The organism is Roseicyclus marinus, assembly GCF_030163795.1.
In the GTDB taxonomy this organism is placed as follows: domain Bacteria; phylum Pseudomonadota; class Alphaproteobacteria; order Rhodobacterales; family Rhodobacteraceae; genus Roseicyclus; species Roseicyclus marinus.
Genome location: NZ_JASJOF010000004.1, coordinates 69978 through 87406, shown reverse-complemented (window position 1 = coordinate 87406; position 17429 = coordinate 69978). Strand labels below are relative to the sequence as shown.

Sequence of the window (17429 nt, the reverse complement as noted above, 5' to 3'; positions counted from 1 at the left end):
GGACCGCATGGGACCTTTTCCCCATGATGCCCCGAAAGCGACCATAAACGCCCTCAACATCGCAGGCACGGACGGGTTCGAATTCGTCGAATTCGCCCATCCCGAGCCGGAGAAGCTGGAAGAGCTGTTCATGGCGATGGGCTATGTCGAAGTGGCCCGCCACAAGGCGCGCGATATCTCGCTCTACCGGCAGGGCGACATCACCTATGTGCTGAACCGCGATCCGGATGGTCACGCGGCGCGGTTTGTCGCCGAACACGGACCCTGTGCGCCCGCGATGGCCTGGCGGGTGGTGGATGCAGACCACGCGCTGAAATGCGCGCTGGACTATGGGGCGGAGGAATATACCGGCCCCGGCAAGTCGCTGGATGTGCCTGCGGTCATGGGCATCGGCGGATCGCTTCTGTATTTCGTCGAGACCTATGGCGAGGCGGGCAGCCCCTATGCGGGGGAATACGACTGGCTGGGGGAGGTGGACCCGAGGCCCGAGGGGGCGGGGTTCTATTACCTCGACCACCTGACGCACAACGTGCAGCGCGGCAACATGAGCACGTGGTACGATTTCTACGCCAAGGCGTTCAATTTCCGCGAGATCCGGTATTTCGACATCAAGGGAAAGCAGACCGGGTTGTTTTCCCGCGCGCTGACGAGCCCTTGCGGCAAGATCCGCATCCCGATCAACGAAAGCGCCGATGATACGAGCCAGATCGAGGAATATCTGCGCGAATACAAGGGCGAGGGCATCCAGCATATCGCGGTCGCGGCGCGGGATATCTATGCCTCGGTCGACAAGATCGCGGCCAACGGGATCGAGTTCATGCCGCCGCCGCCCAAATCCTATTACGCGATGAGCCACAAGCGGGTGCAGGGCCACGAGGAACCGATCGACCGGATGATGCAGCACGGCATCCTGATCGATGGCGAAGGTGTCGTGGATGGGGGAATGACGCGGATCTTGCTCCAGATCTTTTCCAAGACCGTGATCGGGCCGATCTTTTTCGAATTCATCCAGCGCAAGGGCGATGACGGGTTCGGGGAGGGGAATTTCAAGGCGCTGTTCGAGTCGATCGAGCGCGACCAGATCGAGCGCGGTGTGCTGAAGGCGGCGGGCGAGTGAAGCTGAACGCGACGCATGATCCGGCGCGGCGGTCCTGGGTCGAGAGCGCCAATGCGCCGGGCTGCGCGTTTCCGATCCAGAACCTGCCGTGGGGCGTGTTTTCTCAAGGCGGGGGCGCGGCCCGGGTGGGGGTGGCCATCGGGGATCAGATCCTTGATGTCACGGCGCTGGAGGCGGAGGGGCTGGTCGAGCCTGCGCCGGGGGGGCGCGTGTTCGGGTCGGGGGTGTTGAACCCGTTCATGGCGCTCGGGCCTGCAATCTGGTCGGCCACGCGGGCGCAGATTGCCGATTTGCTGGATGCGGCGGGAGGCGCACGGGACCTGCCGCTTTTGGCGCAGGCGGATGTGGCGATGCACCTGCCGATCTTCGTGCGCAGTTTCACGGATTTCTACGCCTCGCGCGAGCATGCGACCAATGTGGGGGCGATGTTTCGCGGGCCGGAGAATGCCTTGCCGCCGAATTGGCTGCATATTCCCATCGGGTACAATGGGCGGGCGTCGACGGTCGTGGCGTCGGGCACGCCTGTGCGTCGGCCCTTGGGCCAGTTGAAAAGTGCGGGCGATGCGCTGCCCCGGCTGGGGCCGAGCGAAAAGATGGATTTCGAGCTGGAACTGGGCGCGGTGATCGGGACGGGGAGCGTGATGGGGCGGCCCGTCAGCACCGCCGAGGCCTGGGAGATGATCTTTGGCTTCGTGTTGCTCAATGATTGGTCGGCGCGGGATGTGCAGGTCTGGGAATACCAGCCGCTCGGGCCGTTCCAGTCCAAGGCTTTCGCGACCACGATCGGCCCATGGGTTGTGACGCGCGAGGCGCTGGAGCCGTTTCGTGTCGCCCCGCCTGCGCGGGAGGTGGATTTGTTGCCCTATCTGGCGGAGGGGACGCATCGCAATCTGGACCTGCATCTGGAGGTCGATCTGGCGCGCGGAGGGCAGGCGGCGCGGACCGTCGCGCGGACGAATGCGCGGCATCTTTATTATTCCGCCGCGCAGCAGGTTGCCCATCACACGATTTCAGGCTGCGCGATGGAGGTGGGCGATCTGATCGGATCGGGCACGATTTCGGGGCCAAGTTTGGACAGTTGCGGGTCGCTGCTGGAGCTGACGGAGAACGGCAAGAGGGGCGATTTCCTGCAAGACGGGGACAGGGTGATGTTTCGCGGCTGGTGCGAGGGCGGCTACCGCTTGGGCTTTGGTCCTTGCGAGGGGGTGATCATGCCTGCGCCGGAGGCCCCATGAACCACGACGCATGGCGCGATTTTCCCGGTGCGCCGGGGGCGGGGGCGCGGATCTGCCGGGCGGAAGATGTGCCGGTTTCGGGTGTTTCGAGCCATGATCTGGACGGGTTTCCGCTGCTCCTCGTGGCCAGTGCCGAGGGGTTGCGGGCCTATGTGAATGCCTGTCCGCACCAATACCTGCCGCTGGATTGGCGGTCGGGGAATATCCTGTCGGGGGATGGCGCGACCTTGCGCTGTTCCAACCATGATGCGGGGTTTGATGCCTGCACCGGGCAGGGGCTGGACGGGTTGGGGCAGGGTTGCGCGCTGGACCCGGTGCCGGTGCATATCGCGGGCGATTGGTTGGTGATCGGTTAGCGCAAAAGGAACAGCGTGATCGAGGGGAAGGCCACGAGGATCGCCACCCGGATCACGTCGGAGGTGACGAACCACATGACTGCCTTGTAAGTCGCGGTCATCGGCGTGGATTTGTCCATCGCGTTGATGATGAAGAGATTCATGCCCACGGGCGGCGTGATCAGCCCCACCTCGACCACGATCAGGACGAGGATGCCGAACCAGATGGCGGTGAGCGTCTGGTTGAAATCGGCGTGCATCGCCTCGGTCACCGGGCGCAGGCCGAGGGCGCGAAACTCGTCGCGGGTGAGCGCCACGCCTTCGGCCAGTTTGGCCTGTGCCTGCGCGAGCAGGTCGGGGGCCATGGCGATGCCGTCGGCGATCCCTTCGGCCAAGCGGGCGGCCTGCATGTCGAGGAGCGAGATCAGGCCGAAATCCATCTGCGCCATGACCGGCCAGAAGATCGGGATGGTCAGGAGGATCATCGACAGGCTGTCCATCAGGCAGCCCATGATCAGGTAGAAGACGAGGATCAGGATCAGGACGGTGAGGGGGGCGAACCCCTGTCCCACGACCCACATCGACAATTCCTGCGGCATCTGGGTGAGCGCGAGGAAGGAATTGTAGAGTTTCGCGCCCAGCACGATGAAGAAGATCATCGCCGAGGATATGGCGGTGGTGATCACGGCCTCCTTGAAGAGCGCCCATGTCATGTTGCCCTTGAGAAGCGCCAAAAGCCCGGTGCCGGCCGCGCCTACGGCGGCCCCTTCGGTGGGCGTGAACCAGCCCGCGTAGATGCCGCCTACGACAAGCCCGAAGACGAGGATGACCGGCCAGATCTCGGCCAAGGCCTTGAACCGCTCGGCGTATGGCACACGCTCGCGCAGGCCCGCGCTGTCGGGGTTGAGGCGGACATAGATGGCGATGACGAGCATGTAGCCGATGGCGGCAAGGATGCCGGGGACAAAGGCCGCGAGAAAGAGGCTGGCGATGTTCTGTTCGGTCAGGATCGCGTAGATGACAAGGATGACCGACGGCGGGATCAGGATGCCGAGCGTGCCGCCCGCGGCCAGCGTCGCGGTGGAAAACCCGCCCGAATAGCCGTAGCGGCGGAGTTCCGGGAGCGCCACGCGGCTCATCGTGGCTGCTGTCGCAAGCGAGGATCCGCAGATCGCGCCAAAGCCCGCGCAGGCCCCGACCGAGGCCATAGCGACACCGCCCTTGCGGTGGCCGAGCCAGCCTTCGGCGGCTTTGAACAGCGCGCTCGACATGCCCGAGAGCGTCGCGAATTGCCCCATCAGGAGGAACATGGGGATGATCGAGAGAGAGTAGCTGGAAAAGGTCGAATAGCTTTCGGCCTTGAGCAGGTTGAGGCCCATGTTGGGGCTGCCCGTGGCGAGCCAGAGACCGCCCGTGCCCACGACGAACATCGCAGCCCCGATGGGCGCGCGCAGAAAGATCAGCGCCAGAAGCACCGGGAAGGACCAAAAGCCGAGGGCGAGCGCGCTCAATGGCCCGACCCTTCGGACCCGGGCAGATGGGGGCGGCCCGTCACCCCTTCGGCCACGCGCGCGGCGGCGCAGTAAAGCCCCACAAGCCCTGCGACGATGGCGGCAACAAGGCTTGCGCCATAGGCCCACCAGACCGGGAATTGCAAAAGGAAGCTGGTCTGGCCGTTGTCGAGTTTCTCGAGAAAGCCCGCATAGAGCCGCCAGCCGATCAGGATGATGACGAAAGCCAGCACGATTTCCCAAAACGCCGCGAGAAAGCGGTTCACGCGGGCGGGCATGAGGCCGGTGAAGACATCGACCGTGGCATGGGCCGCCATGAGTTGGCAGATCGGCAGGAAAGAGAAGACGGCAAAGGCGATGCCTGCCTCGACCAGTTCGTAATCGCCGCGCACGGGGCCGAAGCCCGTGAGCCACGCGGCAAGGCCGGGGGCGGCGGCCTCCACCCTATCCCAATGGCCGAACCGGTCGATGCCACGGCCAAGGATGCTGGCGCAGGTGACAGCGACCAGCGCGGTCAGCGCAAAGCCACCCAGAAGCGCCATGAGGCGCGCCGTTCGGGTCACGAGGGTCAGCATGGCGCGTTGGCCTCCGCTGCGGATCACGGGGTCGCCTTGCGGATAGGCGATGCGTCCGGCCCCCGCAAGGGGCGGGGGCCGGGATGGTTAGGGGATCAGTTGTCGAGGTTCTCGGCGATCAGGGCGCGGGCCCGGTCGACCAAGGCGGCACCGTCGACGCCCATGCCGTCCATCTCGGCCACCCAGCCGGAAATGATCGGATCGGCGGCGGCGCGCCATTCGGTCATCTGGCTGTCGTCGAGCGTGATGATCGTGTTGCCCCGATCCTCGGCCAGTTCACGGGCGGGCGCGTCGTATTCCTGCATCACCCGGCCCGCGAAGGCGGAGAATTCAAGCCCCGAGCGCTCGTCGATGATGGCCTGAAGATCGGCGGGCAAGCTGTCGTAGCGGTCCTTGTTCATCGCCAGCACGAAGGTCGCGACATAGAGCGCGTCGCCCGGAAACTCGGTGTGGTTTTCCACGAGTTCCGACACGCGCAGCGCCGCCGTCACCTCCCACGGGATGACGGTCGCGTCGATGACGCCCTGGCTCAGCGCTTCGGGGACGGCGGGAACGGGCATCCCGATCGGGGTCGCGCCGAGCTGCGCGAAAAGCTGGTTGGTCATGCGGGTCGGCGCACGCAGGCTGACGCCGGCGAGGTCGTCGACCGAGGCGATGGGATCGGCGGAATGGATCACGCCCGGCCCGTGGACCCAGAGGCCCAGCACATGCACATCGGCGAAATCGGCGTCCATCATGGTTTCCTCGGCCAGCTGCCAATAGGCGCGGCTGGTGGCCTCGGCATCGCCGTTGGCCATCATGAAGGGCAGTTCGAACACCTCGGTGCGGGGGAAGCGGTTGGGGGTATAGCCCGGCAGCGTCCAGACGATATCAACGGTGCCGTCGATCACCTGGTCGATCAGTTGCGGCGGGGCGCCGCCCAGTTGCATGGCGGGAAAGCGCTGGATCTCGATCCGGCCGCCCGAGGCTTCCTCGATCCCGTCGGCCCAGACGTCGAGCACATGGGTCGGGACGACTGCCTGCGCGGGCAGGAACTGGTGGAGGCGCAGCGTCACCTCCTGCGCGGTGGCGGCGCTGGCGAGGCAAAGCGCGAGCGCGGTTGCGCCGAGGCCCAGACGGGCGGTTCTGTGGGTCATGGTTCATCCTCCCTTTGGCGACCGGCGGTCTTTGCGCCACCGATTCCCCTCAAGAGGTACAGCACGCCCCCCCATGCGCCAAGCCTGTGCGCGGCGCTGGACGGGTCACGGGCAGTCTGGCAAGGAGGGCGGACCGGTTGCCGAGGTTTCCCGATGCGTCTGCTCGATCCCGATCATCCGTTCTTTCGCCCCGCCTGGCGGCGCGCGCTGGTCGTCGCCGCGCCCTTTGCCTGGGCCGGGGTGGAATGGAGCCATGACAACCGGCTTTGGGCCTATGTCTTTGCCGCGATCGGGGGCTACCTTGCGTGGCACTTGTTCATCGCATGGACGCCCAAGGACGGCGATTAGAGCGCGTCGCGTTCACTCGCATTCACGCGCCGCTCTCTAACCCTATGGTTTCGCATGTCCGGGTAGCGCAAAACCGGTTCCCACTTTCGCGCGACATGCTCCAGATCAGCCGCCGATGTCGACGGGCTGGCCGGTTTCGCGCGAGCGGGTCGCCGCATCGGCCAGCAGCTGCGCCTGAAGGCCGTCGTGGATGCCCGGTTCGGGGGCCGTGCCGGTGGTCACGGCGGTCACGAAGGCGCGCATTTCGGCGAGATAGGCCGCCTCGTAGCGTTCAAGGAAGAAATGCTGGGCGGGGGCGCGGCGGAAACCTTGGTCGGTGGCGAGTTCGACGGTCGTTTCAAGCTGGTTTTCGGCGCGGAGCATCCCCAGCGCGCCATGGACCTCGATCCGCTGGTCGTAGCCATAGGCGGCGCGGCGGGAATTGGAGATCTGGCAGATCCGACCCGAGGCCGTGGTGAGGATCACGGCGGCGGTATCCACATCGCCCGCCTCGCCGATGGCGGGATCGACGAGCGCGCTGCCCATGGCGTGAAGCCGCACGAAATCCTCGCCCATCAGGAAGCGGGCCATGTCGAAATCGTGGATCATCATGTCCCGGAACAACCCGCCCGAGCGCGCGATATAGCTGACGGGTGGCGGTGCGGGATCGCGCGAGGTGATGGTGACAAGTTCTACCGCGCCGATTTCGCCCGCGCGCAGACGGGCGCGCAGCGCGGCGAAATTCGGGTCGAAGCGGCGGTTGAACCCGGTGAGGAAGGGCACGCCGGCGCGTTCCACCGCCTCGATGCAGCGGCGGATGTTGTCGACGGACATGTCCACGGGTTTTTCGCAGAAGATCGCCTTGCCGTTCGCGGCCGCGCCCATGATCTGGTCGAAATGGCTGTCGGTGGGTGTGCCGATGACGATCGCGTCGATGTCGGGGGCGGTCAGTATCGCCTCGACGCTGCGCACCTCGGCCCCGGTGGTGGCGGCCAGCGCGCTTGCGGCCTGTGGGAGGGCGTCGGCCAATGCCGTGACGGTCGCGCCCTCCACAGCCTTGATGGCGCGGGCGTGAACCTGCCCGATGCGTCCGCAGCCCAAGATACCGATCTTCAGCATGTCATGCCTTTCCGCTTGCCCCGAGCCCCCGGATGACCGCGCGTGCGGCCTCCATCACTGGCTCATGTGTGTCCTTCAGGATCGCCAACCGGTCGAAACGGCCCGGGTCGGCGGCGACGGCATCGCGCAGCGCCGCGCCAAAGGCCATGCGCAATTCGGTGCCGATGTTGAATTTGCAGATGCGCGAGGTCTGCGCCAGATGCAGGCGTTGCGCCAGCGGCACGCCGGAGCCGCCGTGGATAACGAGCGGCACATCGGTCGCGGCCTCGATGGCGCGCAGGCGCGTCTCGTCGAGGCCGCCCTCGTGGTCTTGTTGCAGATGCACGTTGCCGATGCTGATCGCCATGGCGTCGACGCCGGTGTCGCGGGCGAAAATCGCGGCCTCGCCCGCGTTGGTGCCGGCGGAGGCGTCCCCGCCCGCATAGCCGACGAAGCCGATCTCTCCCTCGCAGGAGATGCCCGCCCCATGGGCCAGTTCCGCCACGCGGGCGGTTTCGTCGATGTTTCGAGCGAGCGGGTGGCGCGAACCGTCATACATGAGCGAGGTGAAGCCCGCGTCGAGCGCCTGTTGGCATTCTTGATACGTGTAGCCGTGGTCGAGATGGATCACGACGGGGACATCGACGCTGTCGGCGAGATTGCGGAACATCGCGCCAAGGACGGGCAGGGGCGTATGCGCGCGGCACGATGGGCCTGCCTGAAGGATGATGGGGGCGCGTTCGGCCTCTGCCGCCATGGCATAGGCGCGCATGTCTTCCCAGCCGAGGCAGACGAGGCCCGGCACGGCATAGCCGCCCGCCAGCGCGGGACGCAGGACTTGCGATAGGGTCGCCAGCGTCATTTGAACTTGGCCACCATGTCCATGATCCCGGGGATCGTGTGCAGTTGCGCGGCATGGGTGGGTTGGAAATACTGTTTCAAGCTGCGCTTCGACTGGCCGCCGAGGATGGTGAAGTAATACATCTCGTAACCCGGCAGGACGCAGCAGGGGTGATAGCCCTTGTCGATCAGGACGGTGGAGCGATTGACGATGTGATAGGCGTCGCCCGGTTCGTTGTCGACGCGCTGGAGCATCTGGAGCCCCGAGCCGTAATCGGGCCGGAAGCGGAAATTGTAGCATTCGTCGTGGCGGGTTTCGTCCGGAAGCCGGTCGGTATCATGCTTGTGGGAGGGAAAGCCCGACCAGCCGCCCGCGCCGACGGTGAAAAGTTCTGATACAAGAAGTCGCCCGACCCGGTCGTGATGCGCCGCCCCCAGGATATGCTTGATCTTGCGGTGCGTTTTCGTGTCGTCCGAGCCGTATTGCACGATGTCGAGATCGGCGCTGCGCACGGCGAAGGGTTTTAGCGTTTCGGTGTATTTCGCGCCCGCGATGAAGACCTCGGTCTTCGTGCGGGCGGTGATCCGGGCGGGCGTGTCGGTGGGGATGTAGACGCCTTCGGGTTCCCCATCCCAGACATCCGTACCGCGCTGGCCGATGTCGGCATAGGTTTCGCCCAAGGTTTCCACGGTGATCGTGCCGGTGGCGGGCACGATGCAGGTCTCGTAGCCCGGCACGCGGTAGTCGAAGGTCTGGCCCGCATCGAGGTGGAGAATGTTGAAATAGACGTACGGGACCAGCGGATGATCCACGTCGACGATGGGCTGGTTGCGGTTGTCGTGGGGGGCGATGTGCATCGGCGCTCCTGTCAGGCGGGGAGAGGCGCGGACTGCGCGCGAAGGAAATCGTCAAGCTCGGCCCGCGTGGGCATGGCAGGGGCGCATCCGACGCGCGAGACGACCATTGCGGCGGCAGCGGAGCCTTGCAAAACCGCGTCGCGGAGCGGCAATCCGGAAGCCAAGCCCGAGACGAGCCCGCCCATGAAACTGTCGCCCGCGCCGGTCGGTTTGAGCGCGGCGGTCTTGTAGATGCCGGTCGTGATCTCGCCCGTGGGCGTGATGGTCACGGCCCCTTTTTCGCCCATCTTGTAGACGGCGAGTTGCGCGCCTTGGGCAACAAGATCCCGCGCCTTGGCAAGGCCCTGGTCGTAATCGCCCGCCATGAAGCCGAATTCCACGTCATTGCCCACGATCACATCGCACAGCGCCCCGGCGCGGGAATAGACCTCGGCTGCGACGTCAGCGGAGGGCCAGGAATAGGGGCGGTAGTCGATGTCGAAGATGAGCGGCAGACCTGCGGCGCGCGCAAGATCGAAGGCGCGGAAGGCGGCGCTGCGCGAGGGTTCGGCGGCCAGCACCGTGCCGGTGGTGATGAGCGCATCGTAGCGGGTGTAATCCACGGCCTCGACATCGGCGGTGGTCATCTCGAAATCGGCGGCGCCGTTGCGGTAGATGACCGATTGGTGATCCTCGATCCGGGTTTCGACGACGGCCAGCGAATTGCGCGCCTCGCCCCCCACGGAGCGGACATGGGCGCGGCCGATGCCGTAGCGGTCAAGCTCGTTCAGCGCAAAGCGCCCGATGGCATCATCCGAGACGCAGGTGACCAGATCGGCCTTGCCGCCCAATTTGACGATGGCCACGCCGATATTGGCCGATGATCCGCCCAGGCAGGCGAAGAACTGCGTGGCCTCTTCGGTCTTGGTGCCGGGCGGGTCGGGGTAGAAATCCATGCCCGCGCGTCCGATGATGAGAAATCGGTTGCCCTTGAGCTGCATGGATCAGACCCCCCGGCGCTGGCGGGCGCGGCTGGCCTCGATCTCGGCGTGTTTTTCGCGGACGGAGGCCGTTTCGGACACCTCGGCGGTTCCGACTTCCCACCAGGTGTGGCCTTGGGTGGTCCAGCCCTCGTAGGGGTCGACCTGCATCACGATGACGGTTGTCTTGTCGGCCGCCTTGGCGGTCTTGAACGCCTCGGCCAGTTCGGAGGGGTTTGCGACGGTCACAGCATCGGCCCCCATGGAGCGGGCATGGCTTTCGAAATCCACGAGGAAAGGCTCGGGCACGGTGGGGCAATCGGCGATCAGGTTGTTGAAACTGTCCTGGCCTGTGTTGTTCTGAAGCTTGTTGATGACGGCGAAGCCGCCGTTGTCGAGCACAAGGATGATGAGTTTCTTCTGCGTCAGGACAGAGGAATAGATGTCGGAATTCATCAGCAGGTAAGAGCCGTCGCCGACGAAGACGATCGTGTCCTTTTCGGGTTCGACCTGCGACTGTGCGATGCGCGCGCCCCAACCGCCCGCGATCTCGTAGCCCATGCACGAAAAGCCGAATTCCACGTCGACCGTGCCGATGTCGAGGGTGCGCCAATTGGCCGTGACCTCGGCGGGCAGGCCGCCGGCCGCCGTCACGATCCGGTCGCGTTTGTCGCAGAGCGCGTTCACGACACCGATGGCCTGCGCGTAGGAATTGGGGCGGTTGCCGGGGGTCACGTTGTCTTCGACATAGGCGTCCCATTTGCGGCGCTCGGCCTGCGCGGTGGCGGTCCAATCGGCGGGTGTCTGGTAGCCTGTCATCGCCGCGCCAAGGGCTGCGAGACCCAGTTTCGCATCGCCCACGACCGGCAGCGACAGATGCTTGATCGCATCGTGGCGCGCGGCGTTCAGGCCGATGAAGCGCGCCTCCGGCGCAAAGGCCGTCCAGGAGCCGGTGGTGAAATCCTGCAACCTTGTGCCGACGGCAAGGATCACGTCGGCGCGTTCTGCGATGGTATTCGCGCTGTCCGATCCGGTGACGCCGAGGGGCCCGATATTGAGCGGATGGGTCGCCAGCATGTTGGCGCGGCCCGCGATGGTTTCGACCACGGGTATGCCATGCGCCTCGGCCAGTGCGGTCAGTTCGGCTACGGCGCCGGAATATTGCACGCCGCCGCCCGCGATGATCATGGGGCGTTTGGCGCCTTTCAGGAGGGCTGCGGCATCCACGATTTCGGCCACGTCCGGCGCCTGCCTGCGGATGCGGTGGACACGGCGGGCGAAGAAGTCGACCGGGTAATCATAGGCCCAGCCCTGCACATCTTGGGGAAGGGCGAGGAAAGCCGGGCCGCAATCGGCGGGATCGAGCAGGGTGGCAAGTGCTGCGGGCAGGGTTTGTATCACTTGCGCGGGATGTGTGATGCGATCCCAGTAGCGGCTGACCGATTTGAAGGCATCGTTAAGCCCAAGCGTCGGATTGCCGAAATGTTCGAGCTGTTGCAGCACCGGATCGGGCAGGCGCGTCAGGAAGGTGTCGCCGCAGAGCATCAGGAGCGGCAGGCGATTGGCATGGGCGAGTGCTGCCGCCGTCAGGAGGTTCGCCGTGCCCGGCCCGGCAGAGGCGGTGCAGAACATGAAGCGGCGGCGCAGGTGGTATTTGGCGTAAGCGGCGGCGGCAAAGCCCATGCTTTGTTCGTTCTGGCCGCGATAGAGCGGCAGGGCGTCCTGCACGGGGTAAAGCGCCTCGCCCAGGCAGGGGACATTGCCATGGCCGAAAATGCCGAAGCCGCCGCCGCAGATGCGGGTTTCGACACCGTCGATCACGATGAACTGGTTGAGCAGGTAGCGCGTGATGGCCTGTGCCGTGGTCAGGCGGATGGTTTGGCCTGCGTCGCTCATGTCTGATCCCTCCCTCGTGGCGGCAGCGCCTGCCTGTGCCCGGTGTCTACCCGGTTTGCCCGTTGCGTGCCGCACCGACTCAGGATACGAATTTTGCAACCGGTTGCAACATGCGACTGCGGCAGGGAGGGGAGGATATGCCCGAGATCGGCATCGGCCTGATCGGCGGCGGCTACATGGGCAAGGCCCATGCCGTGGCCATGGCTTCGGTCGGCGCGGTGTTCGACACGCCCCTGCGCCCAAGGCTGGAGATGATCGCGGGATCGACGCCCGCCTCTTCGGAACGCTATCGCGCCGCCTATGGGTTTGCCCGCGCAGGCCGCGATTGGCGCGAGGTGGTGGCGGATGCGCGGGTGGGCGCGGTGGTGATCGCATCACCCCAGACGACGCATCGCGCGATTGCCGAAGCGGCCTTTGCGGCCGGAAAACCGGTGTTTTGCGAAAAGCCGCTGGGCGCGTCGCTGGAAGATGCCGAAGCCATGGTGGCGGCCGCCGAGGCCAGTGGCCTGCCCAATATGATCGGGTTCAACTACGTCCGCACGCCGGCCACGCAATTCGTGCGGCAGCTGTTGGCCGAGGGGGCCATCGGCGATGTGACCTGGTTTCGGGGGGAGCATACCGAGGATTTTCTGGCCGATCCGGAGGCCCCGCCCAATTGGCGCTGCTTTGGGCGGCCCAATGGCTGCATGGGCGATCTGTCGCCACATATGGTCAATTGCGCGTTGGCGTTGATGGGGCCGATCGCGGAGCTGTCGGCGCGGGTGGAAACGGTGCATGAGGCGCGCGGCGGTGTCGCGGTCGACAATGACGACCACGGACAAATGATGGTGCGCTTTGTCAGCGGGGTGATGGGGCATCTGTATTTCAGCCGCGTCGCAACGGGCCGCAAGATGGGCTATGCCTATGAAATCCATGGCACAAAAGGTGCCATCCGGTTCGATCAGGAAGATCAGAACGCCGTCCATCTGTTCCGTGCCGAGGGGCCGGAGGCCACGCGCGGGTTCACCCGTATCCTGACCGGTCCTGCGCATCCCGACTATGGCGCGTTTTGCCAGGGGCCGGGGCATGGCACCGGATACCAAGACCAGATCATCATCGAGGCACGCGATTTCCTGCATGCGATCCACACGGGCCAGCCGGTCTGGCCGAGGTTCCGCGACGGGCTTGCCGTGGCCCGCGTCATCGACACAGCTTTCGCCGCGGCCGAGGATGGCCGGTGGCATTCCGTCCCCGCAACCTGAAAGGTTCAGCTTCCATGACGATCCGCATCGGCAATGCCCCCTGTTCCTGGGGCGTCGAATTCGCCAATGACCCGCGCAATCCGCCGTGGCGGTCGGTGCTGAAGGACTGCGCCGATGCGGGCTATACGGGCATCGAACTGGGGCCTGTGGGCTTCATGCCCGAGGATCCGGCGGTTCTGGCCGAGGCGCTGGACGAACATGGGTTGGAGTTGATCGGCGGCGTCGTGTTCCGGGCGTTTCATGATCCGGATCAATGGGATGACGTGCTGGATGGGGCCGTCAGGACCTGCAAGGCGCTGGTGGCGCATGGGGCGCGGCACCTTGTGCTGATCGACAGCATTTCGCCCCGGCGCGCGCCGACGGCGGGCCGCGCGGTGGATGCCGAGCAGATGGATGCCGCCGAATGGGCGGCGTTTCGGGACCGTATCGCCCATGTGGCGCGGATGGGGGCGGAGGACTACGGGTTAACCGTCGGTATTCACGCCCATGCCGCTGGGTTCATGGATTTCGAGCCGGAGCTTGAGAGGCTTTTAGATGAGGTTCCTGAAGATATCCTGAAGATCTGTTTCGACACCGGCCACCATTCCTATGCGGGGTTTGACCCCGTGGCCTTCATGCGCAGGCATATCGGGCGGATTTCCTACATGCATTTCAAGGACATCGACCCGGTCGTGAAAGCGGATGCCATCGCGAAAAGCACCGGGTTCTATGACGCCTGCGGACAGGGGATTTTCTGCAACCTGGGCCAGGGCGACGTGGATTTCCCCGCCGTGCGGCAAATCCTGCTCGACCATGGGTTCGAGGGCTGGTGCACGGTGGAGCAGGATTGCGACCCGACGCTGGATGTCTCGCCCATCACGGATGCGCGGGCGAACCGCGAATACCTGCAAAGCATCGGTTTCTGAGGGGGTTAGGCGATGAAGCTCAACTGGGGCATGATCGGCGGCGGCGAAGGGTCCCAGATCGGGCCGGCGCATCGTTTAGGCGCGCTGGCGGATGGGAATTTTTCCCTTGCGGCCGGTGCTTTGGATGCCGATCCCGAGAAGGGACGCGCCTATGCGCAGCGGCTTGGCGTTGCGGCGGATCGGGCCTATGGCGATTGGCGCGAGATGCTGGAGGGCGAGCGCGGCCGCGCGGACCGGGTCGACCTTGTGACGGTGGCGACGCCCAATTCCACGCATTTCGAGATCACCAAGGCCTTTCTCGAAGCCGGGTTCCATGTGCTGTGCGAAAAGCCCATGACCATGACGGTCGAAGAGGGCGAGGAGATCGTGCGCGTGGCCAAGGCCAGCGGTCGTATCTGCGCGGTGAATTACTGTTATTCCGCCTATCCGATGGTGCGCGAGATGCGCCAGATGGTGGCCACGGGACAGATCGGAAAGGTGCGTCTGGTCGTCACGAATTTCAGCCATGGGCATCACGGAAATGCGCAGGATGCGGATAATCCGCGCGTGCGGTGGCGCTATGATCCGGCGATGGCGGGCGTGTCGGGACAATTCGCCGATTGCGGTATCCACGCGCTGCATATGGCGAGTTTTATCGTGGGAGATGAGGTGGATAGGGTGTCCGCCGATTTCGCCTCGACCATTGCGAGCCGGGTCTTGGAAGATGACGCGATGGTCAATTTCCGCATGAGCGGCGGCACGGTCGGGCGGCTATGGACGTCGTCCGTCGCCATCGGGCGGCAGCATGGGTTCGACATCCAGGTCTTTGGCGAAACGGGCGGGATGCGGTGGGCATCGGAGCAGCCCAACCAAGTGTATTACACGCCGGTGGGCGGGCGCACGCAGATCATGGAAAAGGGCGAAAGCGGGCTGTCGGACGAGGCGGCGCGGCTGTCGCGCGTGGCCATCGCCCATCCCGAGGGGTTCCCGCTGGCCGTGGCCAATATCTATGTCGATCTGGCCGCCGCGATCCGGGGCGAAAAGCGCGACGGTCTGCCCATGGCGGAGGATGGGTTGCGGTCGATGGCGGCCGTTCATGCCGCCGTTGCCTCGGCCAAGGATGGGGGGGCTTGGGTCGATGCAAGGCCGCCGATGTTCCGGTCGTGATCCTGTAGGGATGCTGTCGTGATCGCGTCGTTTTCCCGTCGTTACCGAAACCGGCACGCAAAGCGCCCGTGACGCGCGGGTTGGTGCGTCACTGCACCGGGCGCAGCGTGCCCCGTTCGATCACGCGGCAAGGAAAGAGCCGGGTTTCAGGGTGGCGGTCTGGCTGTTCGATCGTGGCGATGACGAGGTCGATCGAGGCGCCGATAATCTCGGGGATGGGTTGGCGGATCGTGGTCAGGTCGATGTTCTGCCAGCGCGCCATATCCATGTCGTTCAGCCCGATGATCCCGATATCCTCGGGGCAGCGCAGGCCCGCTTCTTCGATGGCAGACAGCGCGCCGATGGAGAGAACATCGTCGCCGCAGAAATAGGCCTGCGCGGGGTCCTGCATCAGGAGGCGGGTCATCTCGACCCGGCCCGCGTCGAAGGAATAGGCGCGGGCGTAGCTGGTGCTGACGGCAATCTCGGGATGTTCGGCGAGCTTGGCGAAAAACCCGCGCGCGCGGTCCTGCGTCGAGGTGGCGGTTTCCGGTCCGCCCATGAAGGCCACGCGGGTGTAGCCGCGCGCGATCAGCGTCTCGGCGGCCATGCGGCCGCAGGCGATGTTGTCGATGCCGACGACATGGACATGGGGCGAGGTCGTGTAGCGGCCGAAGGAATGGACGACGGGCAGGCCCGCGTCGCGGAAGGCTTCGGCGAAGCTGGGCGGCAGGGTCGAGGAGGCGACGATCACCCCGTCCACCGAATATTGCCGCAGCATCCGGAGCGAATTGGCGGGATCGGTCTCGGCGCTGAGATTGACGAGAAGCGGGCGCAACCCGCGATCCTGCAGGCCGCGCGTGAAAAGGTCGAACACCTCGAGAAACAGCGGGTTGTGGAAGTTGTTGGAGATCAGCCCGATCAGTTTCGTGCGGCCCGTGGTCAGCGAGGAGGCGAGCGCATTGGGGCTGTAGCCCAGATCGCGCGCGGCTTTTTCCACCTTGGCGCGGGTCTTGGCCGAGACGGAGGCGCCTTCGGTGAAGGTGCGCGAGACCGCCGAGCGCGACACGCCCGCACGTTCTGCCACATCCTTGAGGGTTGCCGCCATCTGCAAAGTCCGTCTGGTCCCACATCCTGTTTATACGGTCGGTGCCGCCGGACAAGTCTGCGCGGGATCACGGTATTTTGCAACCGGTTGCAAAACGTCCGATTCGGGGCTAGGGTTCATCAAGGGCGCGACGGGAGAGGACCCGGCGAGACCCCGAGACATGTTTGGGAGGACATCATGAAGACATTGCTGAAAACGATGGCGGCCACCGCCGTCGCCGCCGCCACGCTGGCGGGTGCGGCGCAGGCCGATGGCGAGCGCTATGTGCTGGTGAGCCATGCGCCCGACAGCGACAGCTGGTGGAACACGATCAAGAACGGCCTTGCGCTGGCGGGCGAGCAGATGGACGTGACGGTGGAATACCGCAACCCGCCGACCGGCGATTTGGCCGATATGGCGCGCATCATCGAGCAGGCGGCAGCAAGCGGCCCCGATGGGATCATCACCACGCTGGCAGACCCCGATGTCCTGTCCGGTCCGATCCGGGCCGCCGTGGACAGCGGGATCGATGTCATCATCATCAACTCGGGCACGCCGGAACAGGCGCGCGAGGTCGGCGCGCTGATGTATGTGGGCCAGCCGGAATATGACGCAGGTTACGCCGCCGGTCTGCGCGCGGCGGGCGATGGCGTGGGCAGCTTCCTGTGCGTGAACCACTACATCTCCAGCCCGTCTTCGACCGAGCGCTGCCAGGGCTTTGCCGATGGTCTGGGCGTGGAACTGGGCAACCAGATGATCGACAGCGGGCAGGACCCGGCGGAAATCCAGAACCGCGTGATGGCCTATCTGAACGCCAACCCGGAAACCGATGCCGTGCTGACGCTGGGCCCGACCAGCGCCGACCCGACCATCCTTGCGCTGGAGCAGATGGGTCTGGCGGGCGACATCTATTTCGGCACCTTCGACCTGGGCGAGAACATCGTGCAGGGCATCCGCGATGGCGTCATCGCCTGGGGGATCGACCAGCAGCCTTATCTGCAGGCCTATCTGCCTGTCGTCGTGATGACGAACTACCACCGCTTTGGCGTGCTGCCGGGCAACAACATCAACTCGGGCCCCGGTTTCGTGACCGCAGACGCGCTCGAGATGGTGGAGCAATTCGCGGGCGAATACCGCTGAACCTGTGACAAGGGGCGGGGCCGCGCGCGGTGCCCGCCCTTTTC

At 65.3% G+C, this 17429-nt stretch carries 17 protein-coding genes; 8 read left to right on the top strand and 9 right to left on the bottom strand.

What is annotated here, in order from left to right:
• Window positions 1-7: 7 nt before the first annotated feature.
• The 3 genes from hppD to QQK63_RS07520 are packed head-to-tail and all read left to right on the top strand — an operon-like array spanning window position 8 to window position 2708.
• On the top strand, window positions 8-1117 hold the full coding sequence (hppD, locus tag QQK63_RS07530) for a 4-hydroxyphenylpyruvate dioxygenase (protein WP_277823194.1): 1110 nt from the start codon (window positions 8-10) through the stop codon (window positions 1115-1117).
• Window positions 1114-2352 carry a fumarylacetoacetase gene (gene fahA, locus QQK63_RS07525; protein WP_277823192.1) on the top strand — a complete coding sequence of 413 codons (1239 nt, stop codon included), beginning with the start codon at window positions 1114-1116 and terminating at the stop codon, window positions 2350-2352. Before hppD ends, fahA begins: the two co-directional genes overlap by 4 nt.
• Window positions 2349-2708 (top strand): Rieske (2Fe-2S) protein, encoded by a 360-nt coding sequence (locus QQK63_RS07520; protein ID WP_277823190.1) that lies wholly within the window; start codon window positions 2349-2351, stop codon window positions 2706-2708. Before fahA ends, QQK63_RS07520 begins: the two co-directional genes overlap by 4 nt.
• On the opposite strand, the gene QQK63_RS07515 is transcribed toward QQK63_RS07520, so the two are convergent.
• The 3 genes from QQK63_RS07515 to QQK63_RS07505 form a co-directional block, all read right to left on the bottom strand.
• Window positions 2705-4198, bottom strand: coding sequence for a TRAP transporter large permease (locus QQK63_RS07515; RefSeq protein ID WP_277823188.1), 1494 nt, complete (start codon window positions 4196-4198; stop codon window positions 2705-2707). The two genes, QQK63_RS07520 and QQK63_RS07515, sit on opposite strands and share 4 nt — an antisense overlap.
• Window positions 4195-4773, bottom strand: coding sequence for a TRAP transporter small permease (locus QQK63_RS07510; RefSeq protein WP_277823679.1), 579 nt, complete (start codon window positions 4771-4773; stop codon window positions 4195-4197). Before QQK63_RS07510 ends, QQK63_RS07515 begins: the two co-directional genes overlap by 4 nt.
• A 95-nt stretch (window positions 4774-4868) precedes the next feature.
• Entirely contained in the window at window positions 4869-5909 is a 1041-nt protein-coding gene (locus QQK63_RS07505) for a TRAP transporter substrate-binding protein (RefSeq protein ID WP_277823186.1), read from the bottom strand.
• Window positions 5910-6062: 153 nt separating this feature from the next.
• Here QQK63_RS07505 and QQK63_RS07500 point away from each other — a divergent pair, with 153 nt between their 5' ends.
• Window positions 6063-6257 (top strand): hypothetical protein, encoded by a 195-nt coding sequence (locus QQK63_RS07500; protein ID WP_277823184.1) that lies wholly within the window; start codon window positions 6063-6065, stop codon window positions 6255-6257.
• A 105-nt stretch (window positions 6258-6362) separates the two neighbouring features.
• Here the strand turns inward: QQK63_RS07500 and iolG are convergent, their stop codons facing one another.
• From iolG to iolD, 5 genes are read right to left on the bottom strand one after another with little or no spacing between them, the layout of a single operon-like run.
• Window positions 6363-7355: an inositol 2-dehydrogenase gene (gene iolG, locus QQK63_RS07495; RefSeq protein ID WP_277823182.1), complete on the bottom strand. Its 993-nt coding sequence runs from the start codon at window positions 7353-7355 to the stop codon at window positions 6363-6365.
• Between the two features lies 1 nt (window position 7356).
• Complete coding sequence (locus QQK63_RS07490) at window positions 7357-8196, bottom strand: class II fructose-bisphosphate aldolase (protein ID WP_277823180.1); 840 nt, start codon at window positions 8194-8196, stop codon at window positions 7357-7359.
• The gene (locus QQK63_RS07485; protein ID WP_277823178.1) at window positions 8193-9032 is read right to left on the bottom strand and encodes a 5-deoxy-glucuronate isomerase; all 840 of its coding nucleotides are present in this window, start codon (window positions 9030-9032) and stop codon (window positions 8193-8195) included. Before QQK63_RS07485 ends, QQK63_RS07490 begins: the two co-directional genes overlap by 4 nt.
• Before the next feature lie 11 nt (window positions 9033-9043).
• Entirely contained in the window at window positions 9044-10012 is a 969-nt protein-coding gene (gene iolC, locus QQK63_RS07480) for a 5-dehydro-2-deoxygluconokinase (protein WP_277823176.1), read from the bottom strand.
• A gap of 3 nt (window positions 10013-10015) precedes the next feature.
• Window positions 10016-11887: a 3D-(3,5/4)-trihydroxycyclohexane-1,2-dione acylhydrolase (decyclizing) gene (gene iolD / locus QQK63_RS07475; protein ID WP_277823174.1), complete on the bottom strand. Its 1872-nt coding sequence runs from the start codon at window positions 11885-11887 to the stop codon at window positions 10016-10018.
• A gap of 137 nt (window positions 11888-12024) precedes the next feature.
• Between iolD and QQK63_RS07470 the strand changes: the two genes are divergently transcribed.
• From QQK63_RS07470 to QQK63_RS07460, 3 genes are read left to right on the top strand one after another with little or no spacing between them, the layout of a single operon-like run.
• A complete protein-coding gene (locus QQK63_RS07470) occupies window positions 12025-13128 on the top strand; it encodes a Gfo/Idh/MocA family protein (protein WP_277823172.1) in 1104 nt (367 codons plus the stop codon).
• Between the two features lie 14 nt (window positions 13129-13142).
• The gene (locus tag QQK63_RS07465) at window positions 13143-14033 is read left to right on the top strand and encodes a sugar phosphate isomerase/epimerase family protein (protein WP_277823170.1); all 891 of its coding nucleotides are present in this window, start codon (window positions 13143-13145) and stop codon (window positions 14031-14033) included.
• A gap of 12 nt (window positions 14034-14045) precedes the next feature.
• Complete coding sequence (locus QQK63_RS07460) at window positions 14046-15179, top strand: Gfo/Idh/MocA family protein (RefSeq protein WP_277823168.1); 1134 nt, start codon at window positions 14046-14048, stop codon at window positions 15177-15179.
• 88 nt (window positions 15180-15267) lie between these two features.
• Here the strand turns inward: QQK63_RS07460 and QQK63_RS07455 are convergent, their stop codons facing one another.
• A complete protein-coding gene (locus QQK63_RS07455; RefSeq protein ID WP_277823166.1) occupies window positions 15268-16266 on the bottom strand; it encodes a LacI family DNA-binding transcriptional regulator in 999 nt (332 codons plus the stop codon).
• A 177-nt stretch (window positions 16267-16443) separates the two neighbouring features.
• On the opposite strand from QQK63_RS07455, the gene QQK63_RS07450 reads away from it, so the two are divergent.
• Window positions 16444-17385: a sugar ABC transporter substrate-binding protein gene (locus tag QQK63_RS07450; RefSeq protein ID WP_277823164.1), complete on the top strand. Its 942-nt coding sequence runs from the start codon at window positions 16444-16446 to the stop codon at window positions 17383-17385.
• The last annotated feature ends 44 nt before the right edge of the window (window positions 17386-17429 follow it).

Bases quoted from the DNA above. Each gene is read 5' to 3' on its own strand.
- QQK63_RS07450 (WP_277823164.1), top strand. From the start codon at position 16,444: ATGAAGACATTGCTGAAAACGATGGCGGCCACCGCCGTCGCCGCCGCC.
- QQK63_RS07520 (WP_277823190.1), top strand. From the start codon at position 2,349: ATGAACCACGACGCATGGCGCGATTTTCCCGGTGCGCCGGGGGCGGGG.
- QQK63_RS07460 (WP_277823168.1), top strand. From the start codon at position 14,046: ATGAAGCTCAACTGGGGCATGATCGGCGGCGGCGAAGGGTCCCAGATC.
- iolC (WP_277823176.1), bottom strand. From the start codon at position 10,012: ATGCAGCTCAAGGGCAACCGATTTCTCATCATCGGACGCGCGGGCATG.
- iolD (WP_277823174.1), bottom strand. From the start codon at position 11,887: ATGAGCGACGCAGGCCAAACCATCCGCCTGACCACGGCACAGGCCATC.
- QQK63_RS07505 (WP_277823186.1), bottom strand. From the start codon at position 5,909: ATGACCCACAGAACCGCCCGTCTGGGCCTCGGCGCAACCGCGCTCGCG.
- iolG (WP_277823182.1), bottom strand. From the start codon at position 7,355: ATGCTGAAGATCGGTATCTTGGGCTGCGGACGCATCGGGCAGGTTCAC.
- QQK63_RS07490 (WP_277823180.1), bottom strand. From the start codon at position 8,196: ATGACGCTGGCGACCCTATCGCAAGTCCTGCGTCCCGCGCTGGCGGGC.
- hppD (WP_277823194.1), top strand. From the start codon at position 8: ATGGGACCTTTTCCCCATGATGCCCCGAAAGCGACCATAAACGCCCTC.
- QQK63_RS07470 (WP_277823172.1), top strand. From the start codon at position 12,025: ATGCCCGAGATCGGCATCGGCCTGATCGGCGGCGGCTACATGGGCAAG.
- QQK63_RS07465 (WP_277823170.1), top strand. From the start codon at position 13,143: ATGACGATCCGCATCGGCAATGCCCCCTGTTCCTGGGGCGTCGAATTC.
- QQK63_RS07455 (WP_277823166.1), bottom strand. From the start codon at position 16,266: ATGGCGGCAACCCTCAAGGATGTGGCAGAACGTGCGGGCGTGTCGCGC.
- QQK63_RS07510 (WP_277823679.1), bottom strand. From the start codon at position 4,773: ATGCTGACCCTCGTGACCCGAACGGCGCGCCTCATGGCGCTTCTGGGT.
- QQK63_RS07500 (WP_277823184.1), top strand. From the start codon at position 6,063: ATGCGTCTGCTCGATCCCGATCATCCGTTCTTTCGCCCCGCCTGGCGG.
- QQK63_RS07485 (WP_277823178.1), bottom strand. From the start codon at position 9,032: ATGCACATCGCCCCCCACGACAACCGCAACCAGCCCATCGTCGACGTG.